General features: G+C 60.9%; 18 protein-coding genes. 12 read left to right on the top strand and 6 right to left on the bottom strand.

Annotated elements, in window-relative coordinates; all coding sequences use genetic code 11:
• Positions 1–462 precede the first annotated feature (462 nt).
• The 7 genes from HU767_RS03060 (at position 463) to HU767_RS03030 (ending at position 7,799) form a co-directional block, all read left to right on the top strand.
• Entirely contained in the window at positions 463–1,329 is an 867-nt protein-coding gene (locus tag HU767_RS03060; protein WP_186728477.1) for a LysR family transcriptional regulator, read from the top strand.
• 139 nt (positions 1,330–1,468) lie between these two features.
• Entirely contained in the window at positions 1,469–2,509 is a 1,041-nt protein-coding gene (locus HU767_RS03055) for a putative 2-aminoethylphosphonate ABC transporter ATP-binding protein (protein ID WP_186728476.1), read from the top strand.
• The gene (locus HU767_RS03050; RefSeq protein ID WP_186728475.1) at positions 2,509–4,218 is read left to right on the top strand and encodes a putative 2-aminoethylphosphonate ABC transporter permease subunit; all 1,710 of its coding nucleotides are present in this window, start codon (positions 2,509–2,511) and stop codon (positions 4,216–4,218) included. Before HU767_RS03055 ends, HU767_RS03050 begins: the two co-directional genes overlap by 1 nt.
• A gap of 17 nt (positions 4,219–4,235) precedes the next feature.
• A complete protein-coding gene (gene phnX / locus HU767_RS03045) occupies positions 4,236–5,063 on the top strand; it encodes a phosphonoacetaldehyde hydrolase (protein ID WP_186728474.1) in 828 nt (275 codons plus the stop codon).
• Between the two features lie 49 nt (positions 5,064–5,112).
• Entirely contained in the window at positions 5,113–6,132 is a 1,020-nt protein-coding gene (locus HU767_RS03040; RefSeq protein WP_186728473.1) for a putative 2-aminoethylphosphonate ABC transporter substrate-binding protein, read from the top strand.
• 49 nt (positions 6,133–6,181) lie between these two features.
• The gene (locus HU767_RS03035) at positions 6,182–7,339 is read left to right on the top strand and encodes a TIGR03364 family FAD-dependent oxidoreductase (RefSeq protein ID WP_186728472.1); all 1,158 of its coding nucleotides are present in this window, start codon (positions 6,182–6,184) and stop codon (positions 7,337–7,339) included.
• A gap of 85 nt (positions 7,340–7,424) precedes the next feature.
• Complete coding sequence (locus HU767_RS03030) at positions 7,425–7,799, top strand: lysozyme inhibitor LprI family protein (RefSeq protein ID WP_033062452.1); 375 nt, start codon at positions 7,425–7,427, stop codon at positions 7,797–7,799.
• An 81-nt stretch (positions 7,800–7,880) separates the two neighbouring features.
• Here HU767_RS03030 and HU767_RS03025 read toward each other — a convergent pair whose 3' ends face one another.
• Positions 7,881–8,531 carry a glutathione S-transferase gene (locus HU767_RS03025; RefSeq protein ID WP_186706441.1) on the bottom strand — a complete coding sequence of 217 codons (651 nt, stop codon included), beginning with the start codon at positions 8,529–8,531 and terminating at the stop codon, positions 7,881–7,883.
• 196 nt (positions 8,532–8,727) lie between these two features.
• On the opposite strand from HU767_RS03025, the gene HU767_RS03020 reads away from it, so the two are divergent.
• Entirely contained in the window at positions 8,728–9,291 is a 564-nt protein-coding gene (locus HU767_RS03020; protein ID WP_186706442.1) for a TetR/AcrR family transcriptional regulator, read from the top strand.
• Positions 9,292–9,478: 187 nt separating this feature from the next.
• Positions 9,479–10,603, top strand: coding sequence for a diguanylate cyclase (locus HU767_RS03015; RefSeq protein ID WP_186728471.1), 1,125 nt, complete (start codon positions 9,479–9,481; stop codon positions 10,601–10,603).
• 272 nt (positions 10,604–10,875) lie between these two features.
• Here the strand turns inward: HU767_RS03015 and HU767_RS03010 are convergent, their stop codons facing one another.
• The gene (locus tag HU767_RS03010) at positions 10,876–11,415 is read right to left on the bottom strand and encodes an N-acetyltransferase (protein ID WP_186728470.1); all 540 of its coding nucleotides are present in this window, start codon (positions 11,413–11,415) and stop codon (positions 10,876–10,878) included.
• Between the two features lie 545 nt (positions 11,416–11,960).
• On the opposite strand from HU767_RS03010, the gene HU767_RS03005 reads away from it, so the two are divergent.
• Both HU767_RS03005 and HU767_RS03000 read left to right on the top strand, forming a co-directional pair.
• A complete protein-coding gene (locus HU767_RS03005; protein WP_030139009.1) occupies positions 11,961–12,380 on the top strand; it encodes an organic hydroperoxide resistance protein in 420 nt (139 codons plus the stop codon).
• 26 nt (positions 12,381–12,406) lie between these two features.
• A complete protein-coding gene (locus tag HU767_RS03000) occupies positions 12,407–12,814 on the top strand; it encodes a hypothetical protein (protein WP_186728469.1) in 408 nt (135 codons plus the stop codon).
• Between the two features lie 113 nt (positions 12,815–12,927).
• Here the strand turns inward: HU767_RS03000 and HU767_RS02995 are convergent, their stop codons facing one another.
• From HU767_RS02995 to HU767_RS02985, 3 genes are all read right to left on the bottom strand, one after another.
• A complete protein-coding gene (locus HU767_RS02995; RefSeq protein ID WP_186706446.1) occupies positions 12,928–13,716 on the bottom strand; it encodes an SDR family oxidoreductase in 789 nt (262 codons plus the stop codon).
• A 164-nt stretch (positions 13,717–13,880) separates the two neighbouring features.
• On the bottom strand, positions 13,881–14,234 hold the full coding sequence (locus tag HU767_RS02990) for a VOC family protein (RefSeq protein ID WP_186706447.1): 354 nt from the start codon (positions 14,232–14,234) through the stop codon (positions 13,881–13,883).
• A 190-nt stretch (positions 14,235–14,424) separates the two neighbouring features.
• Positions 14,425–15,150, bottom strand: a complete 726-nt coding sequence (locus HU767_RS02985) for a hypothetical protein (protein ID WP_186728468.1) — start codon at positions 15,148–15,150, stop codon at positions 14,425–14,427.
• A gap of 184 nt (positions 15,151–15,334) precedes the next feature.
• Between HU767_RS02985 and HU767_RS02980 the strand changes: the two genes are divergently transcribed.
• Positions 15,335–15,658: a hypothetical protein gene (locus tag HU767_RS02980; RefSeq protein WP_186728467.1), complete on the top strand. Its 324-nt coding sequence runs from the start codon at positions 15,335–15,337 to the stop codon at positions 15,656–15,658.
• Positions 15,659–15,670: 12 nt separating this feature from the next.
• Here HU767_RS02980 and HU767_RS02975 read toward each other — a convergent pair whose 3' ends face one another.
• The gene (locus tag HU767_RS02975) at positions 15,671–16,558 is read right to left on the bottom strand and encodes a lysophospholipid acyltransferase (protein ID WP_186706449.1); all 888 of its coding nucleotides are present in this window, start codon (positions 16,556–16,558) and stop codon (positions 15,671–15,673) included.
• Positions 16,559–16,600: the final 42 nt, after the last annotated feature.

Below are 16,600 nucleotides of genomic sequence, written 5' to 3'. Positions count from 1 at the left end.
GGGTGGCAGCTGTACGCAGGTTAGTAGACCGGGGACTTAGCAAGCCGGCGCGCCCGAGGGCGCCCTGCGCACAACCGCCATCAAATACAGGCATGGAAATACCTGACTGATAGGAGCCTTGCACCTTACTAAATACCTCGGGCTACTAAACCCGACCACTGATGGGCAGTGGCAGGAAAACAATAGAACCCATGGTCAAGGCGCACAAGCGGGCGGATTCTGGCGTAGTTGTAGGCAATGGCGCAAGGATTCGTAGCTTGATGGAAGGGTGGGGGTGGCGGAATAAACAAGGCTGCGTTTTGCCTTGGAATTCGGAGCCAGAGGGCCGGTTTTCGCTATGGCACCTGACGTTGTTGTAACGCATCACAAAACGCTGCAAGTCGATCTGCCCGTCATGTTTTACTGACGTCCTGTCACGTCCAAGCTGTAACGTTTGCTCACGCACCGAGAGCCGTATTCATCATGTCCTTCGCCGAGCTGAAATCCTTCCACATGGTCGCCCGCCTGGGCAGCATCACCCAGGCGGCGAAGAAGCTCGGCCTCAGCCAGCCCACAGTCACCACGCAGATCCGCAACCTTGAAGGGCAGTACGGCGTCGAGCTGTTCTACCGGGGAGGTCGGCGTCTGACCCTGAGCGATGAAGGCGTGCGCCTGCTGCCCATGGTGCAGCAGTTGCTGCAGCAGGAGGCGGACATCGAGTTCTTCTTGCGCAACTGCGGTCAGGTACAGGGCGCCCTGCGCATCGGCGCCACTGCGCCTTATTACATGCTCGACCTGGTGCGGCGCTTCCGCGAGCAACTGCCGCAGTGTGAGGTGACGCTGGAGATCGGCAACTCGCAGCAGGTGATCGAAGCGCTGGAGGACTACCGCGTCGACCTTGCCGCTTCCTCGCTGCTGGTCGAGGACCCGCGACTGACTCGCCTGTTGTTGGGCCACGATCCACTGGTGTTGGCCGTACACCGCAGTCATCCACTGGCCGCGCGGGAGCGTGTGCCGCTCGCGGCCCTGGCCGGGCACTGCCTCTTGATGCGCGAGAAAGGTTCGACCACTCGCGTGCTCACCGAGCAGTTGCTGCGCGACGCCGGTGTGGCGCTCGGCTCGTTGTTGGAGATTGGCAGCCGCGAGTCGATCCGCGAAGCGGTGCTGCGCAATATCGGCATCAGCATCATCGCCCGCCACGAAGTGCCGACCAGTACCGAGTTGCGGGTGATCGAGCTGGAAGGGGCGCCGCTGATTGCCGAATACCTCTACTGCCTCAAGGAGCGCCGCAACGCGCGCCTGCCGGCGGTCTTTCTGGCGTTGGCGCGGGAAGCCGCGAGCACCTCGTAGGGTGCCTTGCGCTCGCCTTTTGGGTGAAAGCACTCATAAATCCACCGATACCACTATCGGCAGCTTTTGCCCAATTGCCATAAAGCCTTAGCACCCCGTGTCCAAGATGAACCTCGTATTCCACCGACGAGGTTCCGCCATGGCTACGGTCAGCTTGCAACTGCGCGACATCCACAAGGCCTTCGGTGCCTTTCAGGCGCTGGATGGCGTGTCGCTGGACGTCTCTACCGGTGAGCTGGTGTGCCTGCTCGGCCCCTCGGGCTGCGGCAAGACCACGCTGCTGCGCTGCATCGCCGGGCTGGAGCGCCAGGATGGCGGCAAGATCTTCTTTGGCGATCGGGATGTCTCCACGCTGCCACCGCAGGCCCGCGACTACGGCATCCTGTTCCAATCCTACGCGTTGTTTCCCAACCTCACGGTGGCGCAGAACATCGGTTACGGCCTGGCCGGCAACAGCCGCGAGACGATCCGTGGGCGGGTCGCCGAGATGCTCGAGCTGGTGGGTCTCAATGGCAGCGAGCAGAAATACCCCGGCCAGCTCTCCGGCGGTCAGCAACAGCGTGTGGCCCTGGCCCGCGCCCTGGCGCCGGCGCCCAAGTTGCTGCTGTTGGACGAACCGATGTCGGCCCTCGACGCTCGCGTGCGCGAACATCTGTGCGGCGAGCTGCGCCGGTTACAGAAGAGCCTGGGCATCACCACCGTGATGGTCACCCACAACCAGGACGAGGCCATGCTCATGGCCGACCGCATCGCGGTGATCAACCACGGTCGGGTTGAGCAGTACGCCACGCCCCAGGAGATCTATCGCGCACCGGCCACGCCCTTCGTCGCCGAGTTTGTTGGCCAGGGCAACTGGCTGCCTTACGAGCGCGACGGCGAACATGCCCGGGTCGGCGCGCTGAACCTGCGTCTGCACGGGGTGCGGCCGGCTGAGCGCGGCCGTTTGTTCTGCCGCCCCGAAGCGGTGGTGATCAATCCGCCGATGCACGAAGACAATCTGTTCAGTGCACAGATGCGCGAGATCACCTTCCTCGGCAATCGCTGCCGCCTGAGTTTCGAGCTGGACGCCCTGCCGGGTCACACCCTGCTGGCCGAGCTGGCGCCGGAAGCCATGCCGCGCCTGGCCGCCCCGGACATTTGGGTGGCCCTGCCGCCGCGCAGCTTGCAGGTGTTTGTCTGATGGAACAGGTGTTGCTGAGCAAGCCCCAGGCCCGCGCGCGGCGCATGCCGGCCGACCTGTCCGACCGTCTATTCGTTCACGGTGGCCAGTGGTTGCTGCTGGTGCTGCTGGTCCTCGCCGTGCTGTTGCCGTTGCTGGCCATGCTTTGGCGCGGCTTCGCCAGCGAGCCGGGGCAGGGCGGTGGTCTGACCGCGGCGGCCGAGTTGTTCGGCAGCGCCAACTTCCGCTGGCTGCTGGGCAACAGCCTGACGGTTTCGCTGACCGTGGCCGCTATCGTCGTGCCGCTGGCCTACGCCTTTGCCTATGCGTTGCAGCGCACCTGCGTACCGGCCAAAGGCCTGTGGCGCGGCATTTCCCTGCTGCCGCTGCTGGCACCGTCGATACTGCCGGGCATCGCGCTGATCTACCTGTTCGGCAACCAGGGCGTGCTTCGGCACCTGCTCACGGACAATATCTATGGCTTTTGGGGCATCGTCATCGGCGAAGCCATCTACACCTTTCCCCATGCGCTGATGGTGCTGCTTTCAGCCCTGGCCCTGGCCGATGCGCGCCTGTTCGACGCCGCCTCGAGCATGGGCGCTTCACCGTGGCGGGCCTTTCGCAGCATCACTTGGCCGGGCAGCCGCCAAGGCGTGTTTGCCGCCTTCTGCCTGGTGTTCACCTTGTGCATCACCGATTTCGGCGTGCCGGTGGTGGTCGGCGGCGATTATCAGGTGCTGGCGCTGGAGGCGTACAAGGCGGTGGTCGGGCAGCAGCAGTTCGGCCGCGGCGCGCTGATCGGCATGGTCCTGCTGTTGCCGGCGCTGTTCAGTTTCGCCGTCGACCTGTGGCTACGCCGCCGTCAGCGCGAGGCCATGAGCGGCCGCGCCCAGGTTTATCACCCGCAACCCTCGCGCCATCGCGACCTGGCCTTCCTCGCCGTGGTGCTGCTGATTTGCACGGCGCTGCTCGGGGTGTTCGGCATGGCGGTGTACTCGTCGCTGGTCAAGTTCTGGCCCTACGATTTGTCGCTGTCGCTGCACCACTACGCCTTCTCCGAACTGCCCGGCGGCTGGCAGGTGTACCGCAACAGCCTGTTGCTGGCCGGCTGCACGGCCGTGTTCGGCAGCCTGCTGACCTTCACCGGCGCCTACTTGCTGGAGAAGACCCGGCAGAGCCCGCTGACCCAGGCCCTGCGCCTGCTCAGCTTTGTGCCGATGGCGGTGCCAGGGCTGGTGCTGGGCCTGGGCTACGTCTTTTTCTTCAACCTGCCGGGCAATCCGTTGCACGGTCTGTACGGCAGCCTGACCCTGTTGGTGGCGTGCACCATCGCGCACTTCCTGACCACCGCGCAGTTGACCGCCAGCGCCGCCCTGCGCCAGCTGGATGGCGAGTTCGAGGCCGCCGCGCTGTCGCTGAAGGTGCCGCTGCTGCGCCACTTCCTGCGCGTCACCCTACCGATCTGCCTGCCGACGTTGCTCGACATCCTGCGTTACCTGTTCGTCTCGGCGATGACCACGGTGTCGGCGGTGATCTTCCTCTACAGCCCGGACAGCCTGCTCGCCGCCATCGCCGTGCTGAACATGGACGACGCCGGCAACGTCGGCGGCGCCGCCGCCATGTCCACCCTGATTCTGCTCACCTCGGCTGCCGTGTCGCTGCTGCTGGCGGGAGCCTCGCGCGGCTTGCTGCGTCGGGCTCAGGCCTGGCGCGCAACCGCCGGCCATTGATTACCCTGGAGACTGCCATGCACTACCAACACCCCGACCGCCTGCACGCCGCCATTCTCGACTGGGCCGGCACCGTGGTCGATTTCGGCTCCTTCGCGCCGACCCGCATCTTCGTCGAGGCCTTCGCCAGTTTCGACATCGAGATCAGCCTGGACGAGGCCCGTGGGCCGATGGGCATGGGCAAGTGGGACCACATTCGCACCCTGTGCAACCTGCCGACGATTGCCGAGCGCTACCAGCGCCGCTTCGGCCGCCTGCCGAGCGATGAAGATGTGACGGCGATTTATGAGCGCTTCATGCCCTTGCAGATCGCCAAGGTCGGCGAGCATTCGGCGTTGATTCCCGGTGCGCTGGCGTGCATCGCCGCCCTGCGTGAGCGCGGTCTCAAGCTCGGCAGTTGCTCCGGCTACCCCAGGCAGGTGATGGACAAAGTGGTCGAACTGGCCGCCGCCAATGGCTACAGCCCGGATCATGTGGTCGCCACCGACGAGGTGCCGAAAGGTCGGCCGAGCCCGGCCCAGGCGCTGGCCAACGTGATCGCCCTGGGTCTCGACGATGTCGCCGCCTGCGTCAAGGTCGACGACACCGAGCCGGGCATTCTCGAAGGCCGCAGCGCCGGCATGTGGACCGTGGCGCTGCGCTTCTCCGGCAATTTCCTCGGCCTCGACTGGGCGCAATACCAGGCCCTGACGCCCGCCCAGCGCGCAGCCGAACGCACGCGCATCGACGCGCTGTTCGCACCGAGCCGGCCGCACTACCTGATCGACACCCTGGCCGAGCTGCCGACGGTGATCGACGCGATCAACGCCCGCCTGGCCCGGGGCGAGAGCCCGCAGGCCTGCTGAACCCGACAACCAACGCCAACCGCATAGCCCCACCACCAGGAGTCACTCCATGTTCAAACGTACCGCTCTGGCTGCCGGCCTGCTCGCCGCTTGCGCCCTGCAGGCCCAGGCCAATACCGAGCTGACCGTGTACACCGCCCTCGAAGTGGAACAACTGGCCGCCTATAAAACCGCCTTTGAGAAGCTGCACCCGGATATCGAGATCAAGTGGGTACGCGATTCCACCGGTATCGTCACCGCCAAGCTGCTGGCCGAGAAGGATCGCCCGCAGGCCGACGTGGTCTGGGGCCTGGCCGGCTCCAGCCTGGCGGTGCTCAAGCAGCAAGGCATGCTCGAAGCCTACGCCCCGGCCAACCTGGACAAGATCGGCGCCAATTATCGCGATGCCGCCAACCCGCCGGCCTGGGTGGGCATGGACGTGTGGGCCGCGACCATCTGCTTCAACACCATCGAGGCCGAGAAGCAGGGCCTGCCCAAGCCGACCAAGTGGGAAGACCTGGCCAACCCGGTGTACAAGAACAAGATCGTCATGCCCAACCCGGCCTCGTCCGGCACCGGTTACCTGGACGTCAGCGCCTGGCTGCAAACTTTCGGCGAGCCGCAGGGCTGGGCCTACATGGACAAGCTGCACCAGAACATCGGGCAGTACACCCATTCCGGTTCCAAGCCCTGCAAGCTGGCCGCCGCCGGCGAGTTCCCCATCGGCATTTCCTTCGAGTACCCGGCTGTGCAGCTCAAGCGCAAGGGTGCACCGCTGGACATCGTGTTGCCGAAGGAGGGTTTGGGCTGGGAAATCGAGGCCACCGCCATCATCAAGGGCACCGAGCAACTGGACGCGGCGAAAAAGCTCGCCGACTTTTCCGCCAGTCGCGAGGCTATGGACCTGTACAAGGCCAACTTCGCCGTGCTGGCCCAGCCGGGCATCGCCGAGCGCTTCCAGGAACTGCCTGCCGACTACGAGCAACGCCTGATCAAGAATGATTTCGCCTGGGCCTCGGAGAATCGCGACAAGATCCTGGCCGAGTGGCGCAAGCGTTACGACGGCAAGTCGGAGCCGGTCGCCAAATGACCTGGCCGACTACATTGGCGGCCGTTTTCTTCCTTTCAGGAGTTTCCTCATGAGCCAGCACAACTGCGATTTATTGATCGTCGGCGCCGGCATGCTTGGCCTCGCCCATGCCTGGGCTGGCGCCAAGCGCGGCCTCAAGGTGCGCGTGTTCGAGCGCAGCCACACGCCGCTCGGCGCCTCCATCCGCAACTTCGGCCAGGCCCTGGTCACCGGGCAGGCGCCAGGCGTGATGCTCGACCTGGCCCGTCAGTCCCACGGCCTATGGGCCGAGCTGGGCCAGGCCGCCGGCCTGCAGCTCAAGCAACAAGGCTCGCTGCTGTTCGCCCGCAGCGAAGCCGAAGAAGCCTTGCTCGAAGCGTTCTGCGCCGGCCGTGCCCGGGAGCAGGGTTACCGCGTCGAGTTGCTGCGCGGTGCTGCGCTGGACGGGCTATATGATGGCCGTTTCGCCCACCATCGCGCCGCCCTGCACGGCCTCGACGACCAGCAGCTGTATTCCCGTGAGGCGCTGCCGCAGATCGTCGACTACCTGCGCACGCTGGGCGTGCAGTTCCACTTTTCCACCCTGGTGCGTGACGTCGAGCCAGGCAGCGCCCTGACCAGCGCCGGGCGTTTCAGTGCCAAGCACATCGTGGTCTGCTCCGGGCACGACTATCAGACCTTGCTGGCCGAGCCGTTGGCCGCGCTTAAGCCTTCGGTGTGTCGCCTGCAGATGCTGCGCGCCCGCTTGCAACAACCACTGGACCTGCAACACGCGGTGCTCACTGGACTCAGCTGCGTGCATTACGGCGCTTTCGCCGATCTGCCGGAAGCCGAGGCCATCCGCGCGCAGATCCGCCGCGAGCAGCCGGAACTGGAAACCCACGGCATCCACCTGCTGGTCAGCCCGACGCCCCATGGCGAGCTGATCATCGGCGACTCCCACGATTACGGCAGCGACGCCTCGCCGTTCAATGCCGAGGGCGTGGACGACATCATGCTGGCGTTGGCCGAGCACACCCTGGGCGGCAAGCTGCACGTGCTGGAACGTTGGCAGGGCGTATACGGTTCACGCGGGCCCGGCCCGTTCAGCGTGTTGCAAGCCGGCGCAGGGGTCAGTGCCGTACTGATGCATACCGGCCTGGGCATGAGCGTCGGCCTCGGACTCGGCGAGCGTAGCCTGGCGGCCTTGCTCGACGAAGGCGAATGGCCGCGGGCCAGCGTCGCATAGGATCCGCTTCATTGTTCGACAACCCTCATGATAAATTCCCGCCGCGACCTCTAATCGATAGAGGGCATTCAGGGAGAGAAAATCAGTGATCAAGTCTTTGTTGGTTGGGGCGTTGCTGGCAATGGCATCCGCATCGGCATCCGCGATGAGTTGCGATAACCCTAGAAACGCCTATGACAGAACCTATTGCGCGTCGCTGAAAATGGTTCAGTCGGATCAGGACATCAACGATCAATACAAGAAGACGATGAGTGCCCTGAACCCGGATCAAAAGAAAAAGGTGAAAGCCGCTCAAATCCAGTGGATCAAAAATCGTGACAGCGCCTGCTCCAACGATGGCCTGCTCTATCTGGACTGTGCCAACGAGAAGACCGAGGCGCGCATCGTCATTCTCAAGGCTGTCGAGCGCGAGTGCCGTGCTGCCGGTTGCGACGACGCCAAGCTGTCGCAAGTCGAGTAACCGATAAGCACGTCGGACTTGCCGTCGTACTCCAAGAAAAAACCCGACTTTAAGCGTCGGGTTTTTTCTTTGTGATCCGTGCTACGCAACGCCACGCTCGACCATCGCGCGCCATGTTTGGACACTAGGACGTTCTTGCATCCTGGCGTGCCACGCGCGCAGTGCGGCACATTCATCAGGCACGGGGAGCTGCACCAGCGAGGCGAAGATCATGCCGCCCAATACCGCAATGTCGGCCATCGAAAATCTGTCGCCCGCCACAAAGGGCTGGTCTTTGAGCAAGTTGTCGAAATAGCGCATGCCTCTGATCGCCTTATCGCGCATCCGGCCGCCCCACTCGGCATTCTGGTACAGCTCAACCTCTGGGCCGAGGCCCGGCGTGGCATGGTGGAAGTATGTGCTGACGGCGTCGAGAAACTCGATCTCGGCACGCTTGGTCATCATGTGGATGAGGCCTTTTTCAACAGGCGTTTCGCCCGTCAGCGTCGGTTCGCCGACCAGGCTGTCCAGGTACTGGGTAATCGCCGTGCATTCGGCTATCCGCGTCCCATCGCTCAGCTCCAGGACGGGCAATGTCCCCGAGTAGTTGATGGCGAGGAATTCCGGTTTCTTATGCTCACCGGTCCAGAGATTCACTGGAATGAATTCGATTTTTGGCAACAGGCCTTTTTCCGCCAGTGCAATGCGCACGCGGGCGGGGTAGGGGCCGTTGAACCAATCGTAGATTTTCATTTCAGGAACCGTGGAAATGTCAGCGTGTGGATGTGAAGAAGACATGATTGGAATACCTGCCTGTCAATTGGTAGGTAAAAGACTGGACCGATATTTTGGCACTGTCAATCCCCTACCTGACAATTGGCAGGTAAGCGAATCTGGGCGTAGAATCGCATTCAAATGAGTGCATCGACTAGGTAAACGAGGCTGCAACGTGAACGAAAATGCTCGAGAAGCCATCTTGGCGGCGGCGAAATCCGCTGCCCAACTGCACGGTTACAGCGGGATCAATTTCCGTAGCATTGCCGACCAGGTAGGCATCAAGAACGCCAGCATTTACTACCACTTTCCGAGCAAGGCGGGGTTGGCTGCTGCGGTCGCGGAACGCTATTGGCAGGACGTGCAGCGGGCACTAGACGAGATACGCGCCGCCAATGCCGAGCCAAAAGTGTGCTTGCAGCTGTACCCGTCCCTTTTTCGAAAATCGCTTGAGGACGGCAACAGGCTGTGTCTGTCCAGCTTCATGGCCGCCGAATACGAGGGCCTTCCCGATGAAGTCTTGCGGGAAATCCGGGCATTTGCGGACGTTAACGTAACGTGGCTCGCCCAGGTGTTGGCGGATGCCGGAATGGGCAGCGCAGCGGAGTGTGAACGTAGAGCCCTGGCCATTTACACCGCTGTGGCGGGTGCTCAGTTAATCGCGCGGACTCGGGCGGATGTCGGTCTGTTCGATGATCTGATTTTGAGCTATCGGGAGGCAGGATTGATCCCGGCCTGATTCCTGTAAAGAAGATGATGCAGTTTGTTTGTAGGAATGGTTGGCGCTGCTGCGCAGCCCAGCGGGAGCAAGCTCCCTCGCCACGGGGTTTCGGTTCAATCGGGGCCTTGGGTGTAATTCAGTTGTTTGCGTTGGTGGCAGGGTGCCACAATCGCCGTTTTCGTTGCGTCACGATCAGGTGGATCAAATGGATGGCCCAAGATCTCGGAACGGCCAGGCTTCTTTCATAGCCGAGCAGGTGCGAACGGACCGATTGCAGCAACTGTTTCGCCAGTCCGTTTCTGCGGTTTTCGGCAGTTACCTGGCTGCCATCATGCTGAGTTGGCTGTGTTGGGATCGGTTTGAGCACAGCGTCATTTTTTGGTGGATTGCCATCCTGACCGCATCGACGCTGTTGCGTATCGCGATGTTTGTCGCCTATTTCCGCAGCGACGAAAGTGAACGTACACCGCAACGCTGGGAGCGCCGATACTGGGTCACGCTGGTGTTATCCGCCAGCATCTGGGGCGGCGGGGCGTTTGTGCTCATGCCGGCGGATGATCTGTTGTCCCAGGCGTTGGTCATGCTCTTCACCGTCGGAATGTCCGTCAGCGCGGTGTCCTGCTATTCGGCTTACCGCGACATGACGCTGGCTTCCATTGGCGTGGTGCTGTTCCCGTGCACTGCCTGGCTGCTGTTTCAACCGTCCCCGATTCAAGTCGGCATCGCCCTTTCGATCCTGGTGTTTGCGGCATTTGCCGCCCGGGCCACGCACAAAATGTCCCAGGCACTGGAAATCGCCTTTCGACTCACCCGTGAAATGGAACAGGCGAACAGCATTTCGACCCGCGCCGCACAAACCGATGAACTGACCGGCCTGAAGAGTCGGCGGGCTTTTTTCGAGCATGCCCAGCAGCTTTATGACGAATGTAAGAGCAGCCGGTTAGGATTGTGCGCCGTCATGTTGGACATGGATCACTTCAAGCACATCAACGACACCTACGGCCATCAAGTGGGAGATCAGGTTTTACGCGAGATGGGGACTGTGATCAGTTCATCGTTTAGGGCAACCGATATCCACGGACGACTCGGTGGGGAAGAGTTCGCCATTCTGCTTCCGGATACGTCCATCGAAGTCGCTACCAAAATTGCAGAACAGCTCATCGATACGATTTCGGGTTTGATGATCGAGCCTGTTCAGGGCATATCCGCCAGCCTTGGCGTGGCGTCGACGGGGACCTGTAATAAGGACCTTCACAGCTTGATGAACGATGCGGATAAGGCCCTGTATCGGGCGAAGGCGTTGGGGCGTAATCGAGTGGCGGTTGCTTAGTTGGGTTGGCTTTGCCCAGAGCGAAACCAAAAAAGAACCGCCAATTCGGCGGTTTTTTTATCAGCAGAAAATCAGGTTGTGGCACCGGCCATACGGCCCACGGGTTCAAGCTCCTTACCCTTGGCGAGGCTAACCGACAAGAACTGGCGCTCAATAGTGGTCGCGCAGCCAGCCAGACGGCGGGCCTCCGCTTGGTATTGAGTTGCAAGCGATGATTTTGGAGTGCGCTTGGAAGCCTTCATGGAAAACTCACAATATAATTGGGGCTAATGTTATGCCTCGTTCACCGCTATAACAAGGCGCCGCTGGTCGTCGAAATCGAAGCCCAGATACCGATACCACTGGACGGCGCCAGGGTCAGGCTCAAAAATCTCAATCTCGCGAAGCTTCAGCATTCGCGCATATCGGCTGATCGCGATCAAGACTAAACCGGCCACTTCACCCTTTAAAGGGTGAGTCGCGTCAGGCTTGCCCTCCAGGAGGACAACCTTGATGGACAAGGTGCTTGATTTGGGCGTGGCAAAGCAAAGCCCACATAACTCTTGGTCATACCACAGAGAAAGATCAAACGCTTTCCCGTCACGATTCTTCCAGACAGGTATTTCCTCCCATGGATAAAGTTGGGCTTCTGAGCCCCATAGATAGCATTGGTTGAGTGCCTCTTGGGTTATCGGCTCGTACCTTATCCGCGCAGCATCGATACCTTTCTCCGACAGTGCCTTAGGATCATCCACCAGAAACTCTTTAGCGAGCGGCATTGCGGTCGAGCGGAACACCTGATGCTTGAAGTTGCTAATGCGTGGTCGTTTCATGTGGTGAATACGATGATGGACAGGGCAAAAAAGACAATAGAGTCCGTGGGCGAGGCACACAAGCAGGTGGGTTCTGGTGTGGTTGTAGGCAAAGGCGCAAGGATGTGTGGGCTGGCGGAGGCGTGATGGTCGGGCGTTGATCGTACCCACGCTCTGCGTGGGCATGCATCCCGTGGCGGTCTGCGTCACCCTTCAGAAGCGTCCCTGACAGCATTCCTACGTAGAGCGTGGGGACGATCGAAAAACCCATCATTCTGCTATATGAATTTTCCTCTCTATGAAGGCCTGCCACTGCGCTGGCCCTGCTGATTTCCCTGGAAACTCCTTCCCCTTGGCTTTCCTCGCGGCCCACGCGGCTGACGATACTGCAAAGCCTAAAAATAAATTTCCTTTTAGATCAATTGTTTAATGCAAAAACAATAAATCTTTGAAAATTTATCTTGCGCGCTAATTATTCATCCGTTAACTTTATCTCAACTGGTTAGCGCACAAATATTTAGCGCAAACCAAAACTAATCAGACCCGTCAGCAAAAGAGGAAACACCATGAACGTTCTCTACACCGCAGTCGCAACCTCCACCGGTGGCCGTGATGGCCGTGCTGTTTCCAGCGACAAGATTCTCGACGTGAAACTGGCCACTCCAAAAGCCCTGGGCGGCGCTGGTGGTGAAGCTACCAACCCTGAGCAGTTGTTCGCCGCCGGCTACTCGGCCTGCTTCATCGGCGCATTGAAGTTTGTCGCCAGCCAGAGCAAACGCAGCATTCCTGCTGACGCCTCGATCACGGCACACGTCGGCATCGGCCAGATCCCTGGCGGTTTCGGCCTGGACATCGACCTGCACATCAGCCTGCCAGGCCTGGATCAAGCCGATGCTCAAGCGCTGGTCGACGCGGCTCACCAGGTTTGCCCGTACTCCAACGCGACTCGCGGCAACGTCGACGTCCGTTTGCACGTCACCGTCTAACTCACATCATCTAAAAGGATCAGGACATGAACACTCTCGGCAAAACTCTCGTTGGCTCGCTTCTGGCGCTGTCGCTCAGCAACGCGTTTGCGACTTCTTTTGTTCAACCTACGTTCGCTGAGGGTGGTTCGGATCGCCTGATCGAAAGCCGTGTCGCTGAAGGTGGCTCGGATCGATTGATCCAGAACCGCGTCGCTGAAGGCGGCTCCGATCGACTGATCCAAAACCGCATAGCCGAGGGCGGCTCGGATCGACTGATCCAAAACCGCATAGCCGAGGGCGGCTCGGATCGACTGATCCAAAACCGTGTTGCCGAAGGTGGCTCGGATCGTCTGATCCAAAACCGCATAGCCGAAGGTGGCTCGGATCGACTGATCCAAAACCGCGTGGCCGAAGGCGGCTCGGATCGACTGATGGAAAACAGAGTGAGCTGAACGATCCCTTCACCACTCCGAAAGCCGGTCGAACCCACCCATGTTGCTTCCAAAACAAAAGCGCCGCTTATCTCTCACGAGGAAGCGGCGTTTTTTTTAATGTGGCATAAGTCCTAGACGATGCTATCCACCACACCCCCATCAACACGCAGCGCCGCCCCAGTGGTGGCCGAGGCCTGTTCCGAACTGGCGTAGATGATCATGTTGGCGACTTCCTCGACGCGCGCTGCGCGCTGGATGATCGAGGTGCTGCGGTGCTCGTTGACGAAATCTGCCGCGACCTTTTCCAGGCTTTCCCCGCTGCGCTCGACGTCTGCCTGGAGCATCTGGGCAACGCCTTCGGAAAGGGTCGGCCCTGGCAACACCGAGTTCACCGTCACACCCGTGCCGGCGAGGCGCTTGGCCAGGCCGCGAGCGATGGACAGTTGCGCGGTTTTGGTGAAGCCGTAGTGGATCATGTCGGCAGGAATGTTCACGCCCGATTCCGACGAGATAAACACAATCCGCCCCCAACCGCGCTCGACCATGCCCTGGGCGTAGGCCCTGGAAATTCGCACGCCGGACATTACGTTGGTTTCGAAGAAGCGCTGCCATTCGCTGTCTGGCGTTTCGAAGAAGTCTTGCTGTTTGAAAATGCCCAGGTTGTTGATGACGATATCGAAGCTTGGGTGCTTGGTGACGAGTGCCTGGCAGCCGGACTCATGGCTGAGATCGCCGACAAAGCCAGTCGCCCTTGAAGAGAGGGTGCCCAAGCGTTGCAACGCATCCTCCACACTGCTCTCGCTGCGACCGTTGATGACCACGTGGGCGCCGGCTTCCAGGAAGCCTTTGGCGGTCGCAAAACCTATACCGCTGGTGGAACCGGTGACCAGGACGTGACGTCCGGTGAAGTCGATGTTCATGAGGGGACTCCTTGATGAATAGACCAGAGGAAGTGCGATCGTTCTGGCTGGACAGTCATCCAACGGACGTAGAGATGGCGTTGCCATCCCGACGTCGCCGATATCGCAGGTCTTTAATCATGGACACGATTGAGGCTTTGCGCCTCTTTGTGATCAGTCAGTCATCAGGAAACCGACCACACGGCCAGTTCATAACCATCCGGATCGATAAAGTGGAAACGTCGGCCACCCGGGAAAGCGAACACTTCACGGCAGATGGTCGCCCCTGCGGCTTCGAGCCTGGATTGAGTGGCTTCAAGGTCATCGGCGTACAAGATGATCAACGGGCCGCCCGGGCGCACCGGTTCGCCGGTCGTGAAGCCACCGGTCAGGCGACCGTCGCTGAATTCGGTGTAGGTCGGGCCGTAGTCGACGAAATTCCAGCCAAACACACCGCCATAGAAGGCTTTGCTTCGGGCGATGTCGTTGACATTGAACTCGATGTTATCGATCTGACGGTCTTTTCCGCGAATGCCCATTGATGCTTCCTTGGCTGGTTGGGGACAAGCAAGCTTAGGGCATCAGCCGACATTCATGTAAATGTGCCGGCCTCTTCGCGAGCAAGCTCGCTCCCACAGGGGTTGGTGGGGTGTTTGCTCATGGGGTGGGGCTGCTGCGCAGCCCAACGGGAGCAAGCTCCCTCGCCACAAGATTCGGTAGACCAACCTTTCAGGCCTGCGCGCTGAATCGCTGTGCAGCACGCCGTGCAAGCATCGCGGCTTCGGTCTCTCGCGTCGCCCGTTCGCCTTTGTAGGCCAGTTGGTTGAAAAACAACCCGTCCGAAAACTCCTGGGGAGACACCGAGCCTCTGGGTTTGAGCATCGGCGCCAAGTCGATGGTGTTGGCGAAGTTTTCCTTGGTCAGGTTGTAGCGGCCCAAGTAGCTGCCGGACCAGGGCGAGTCGGCGTCGACCATGTCGATAGAGGCGTCGCGGAACGCAATGGCCGCGGTTTTCAGGTCGCTGGAATCATTGAGCAGATCGGTCAGCCGCTGGGTGTCTGCGCTGCTGAGTTGGCCGGCCGTGTTGAGCACCTTGAGTCGGCCATCGGCCTCGACGGTGAAGCCGTACTTCTTGCCGGCCAGGTCCGGATGGGTTGCCGACAGCGTTGACTGGAAGGTCTCGAAAGAGGTCTTCAGGGTGTTTTTCGCGCTCTCGGCAAGTGCGGCGAATCGAGGGAAGTCTGGCGATTGGGAGCGACCGACCCAGGTTTCGATGACCACTGGCGATTCCACCATGATCTGGGCGTCGTCATTGGGGTGGTAGATCGCTGCAGGGCCGGCGTTTGCCAGCTGCTTTACGGCGTCTGCGGGAGGATTGGTTACCAGCTTCTGGTCGGAGCGGGTGAGGTTGATGTTGGCGGGAGCGATAGCGGCAGAGCTAACTGAGAATTCCATTTCATCGGTCCATGATTGGCGGATACATCGGGTTATCGACAGCGGGGGACCGAGCTTTAGGAGCGAGGGCTGCTGCGCAGCCCGGCGGGAGCAAGCTCCCTCGCCACAGGAGAGTGGCGTCCGTGGTTATGCGGCGGCTGACGGGGCGCTATCGCGAGCAGGCTCGCTCCCACAGGGATTTGGGATGGATGCGATGCCTGTGAATGACCTGGAAAAACTGTGGGAGCTGAGCTTGCTCGCGATGGCGGCGGCGCATTCAACATCGATGCAGGCAGACCCACCGCTATCGCGAGCAGGCTCGCTCCCACAGGGATTTGGGATGGATGTGATGCGTGTGAATGACCTGGAAAAATTGTGGGAGCTGAGCTTGCTCGCGATGGCGGTGGCACATTCAACATCGATGCAGGCAGACCCACCGCTATCGCGAGCAAGCTCGGTTCCCACCGGGGTCTTGGGTGTTCACAGTTTCTGCATCCACCACAAATCCCAAGCCGCCTCGCTCATATGAAGCAACAGGCCTTCAGTACCACCGCGCCTCGCCCGGCGGGCGTTTCTTGAAGCGTTTCATGCTCCACATATACTGGCTTGGGTAGGCCCGTACATAGCGCTCCACCACTTGGCTCATGGCGGCGCACGAGGTTTCGGTGTCGGTGCTGTACATCGCGTCCGGGGCGGCTTCGAGGATGACTTTGTAGCCCGAGCCGTCCGGCAGGCGCAGGGCATGAAGGAACACGCCGACTGCTTTGCCGCCGGCGAGCATGTTCGGCACGAACTTGCTGGTCAGGGCCTGGGTGGCGAAGAAGGGCACGAAGATACCGGCGGATTCGGACGGTTCCGGGTCGGCGGGAATGCCCACCTGGCCGCCTTTGCGCACTTCCTTGATGACGCTGAGGATGCCTTCCTTGGTCGACGCCGCGACTTTGTTGCCCAACTGTACGCGTTGTTTTTGCAGCAGTTCATCCACCGCCTTGAGCTTGGGCGGACGGTAGAAAATGATCGGTTTGCACTGGCTGCAATAGAAGTGGTTGAGCACTTCCCAATTGCCCAGGTGGCTGGTAATGCCAACCACGCCTTTGCCGGAAGCCAGGGCTTCTTTCAGCACTTCCAGGCCTTCGACTTCGCGCACCAGTTCGATGGAACGCTGGGCCGGCCAGATCCAGGCGCAGGCGCTTTCGGTCAGGGATTTGCCGATGTCCTTGAGGCTCTGGCCCACCAGGCGTTCGCGCTCGGCCGGGTCCATCTCGGGAAAGCACTTGGCGAGGTTGATCCGCACCACGTCGCGGGAACGGTTGGGAAATTTCCACATGAGCCAGCCAATCGCCGAACCCACTGCCTGCACCGCCCCCCAAGGCAGCAGCGCAAACAACCGCAGAGCGCCGACCAGCAAGGCGCCTTTCAACTTATCCACAGGTCACTCCTGAATGTATGGGCCGTGTTGCGAGCCGGCTAT

The sequence above is a fragment of the Pseudomonas sp. SWRI179 genome (assembly GCF_014268705.1).
GTDB classification, from domain to species: Bacteria; Pseudomonadota; Gammaproteobacteria; order Pseudomonadales; family Pseudomonadaceae; genus Aquipseudomonas; species Aquipseudomonas zanjanensis.
This window is presented reverse-complemented; position numbering and strand designations above follow the sequence as displayed.

Bases quoted from the DNA above. Each gene is read 5' to 3' on its own strand.
- HU767_RS03060 (WP_186728477.1), top strand. From the start codon at position 463: ATGTCCTTCGCCGAGCTGAAATCCTTCCACATGGTCGCCCGCCTGGGC.
- HU767_RS03055 (WP_186728476.1), top strand. From the start codon at position 1,469: ATGGCTACGGTCAGCTTGCAACTGCGCGACATCCACAAGGCCTTCGGT.
- HU767_RS03050 (WP_186728475.1), top strand. From the start codon at position 2,509: ATGGAACAGGTGTTGCTGAGCAAGCCCCAGGCCCGCGCGCGGCGCATG.
- phnX (WP_186728474.1), top strand. From the start codon at position 4,236: ATGCACTACCAACACCCCGACCGCCTGCACGCCGCCATTCTCGACTGG.
- HU767_RS03040 (WP_186728473.1), top strand. From the start codon at position 5,113: ATGTTCAAACGTACCGCTCTGGCTGCCGGCCTGCTCGCCGCTTGCGCC.
- HU767_RS03035 (WP_186728472.1), top strand. From the start codon at position 6,182: ATGAGCCAGCACAACTGCGATTTATTGATCGTCGGCGCCGGCATGCTT.
- HU767_RS03025 (WP_186706441.1), bottom strand. From the start codon at position 8,531: ATGAAAATCTACGATTGGTTCAACGGCCCCTACCCCGCCCGCGTGCGC.
- HU767_RS03015 (WP_186728471.1), top strand. From the start codon at position 9,479: ATGGATGGCCCAAGATCTCGGAACGGCCAGGCTTCTTTCATAGCCGAG.
- HU767_RS03010 (WP_186728470.1), bottom strand. From the start codon at position 11,415: ATGAAACGACCACGCATTAGCAACTTCAAGCATCAGGTGTTCCGCTCG.
- HU767_RS03005 (WP_030139009.1), top strand. From the start codon at position 11,961: ATGAACGTTCTCTACACCGCAGTCGCAACCTCCACCGGTGGCCGTGAT.
- HU767_RS03000 (WP_186728469.1), top strand. From the start codon at position 12,407: ATGAACACTCTCGGCAAAACTCTCGTTGGCTCGCTTCTGGCGCTGTCG.
- HU767_RS02995 (WP_186706446.1), bottom strand. From the start codon at position 13,716: ATGAACATCGACTTCACCGGACGTCACGTCCTGGTCACCGGTTCCACC.
- HU767_RS02990 (WP_186706447.1), bottom strand. From the start codon at position 14,234: ATGGGCATTCGCGGAAAAGACCGTCAGATCGATAACATCGAGTTCAAT.
- HU767_RS02985 (WP_186728468.1), bottom strand. From the start codon at position 15,150: ATGGAATTCTCAGTTAGCTCTGCCGCTATCGCTCCCGCCAACATCAAC.
- HU767_RS02980 (WP_186728467.1), top strand. From the start codon at position 15,335: ATGGATGCGATGCCTGTGAATGACCTGGAAAAACTGTGGGAGCTGAGC.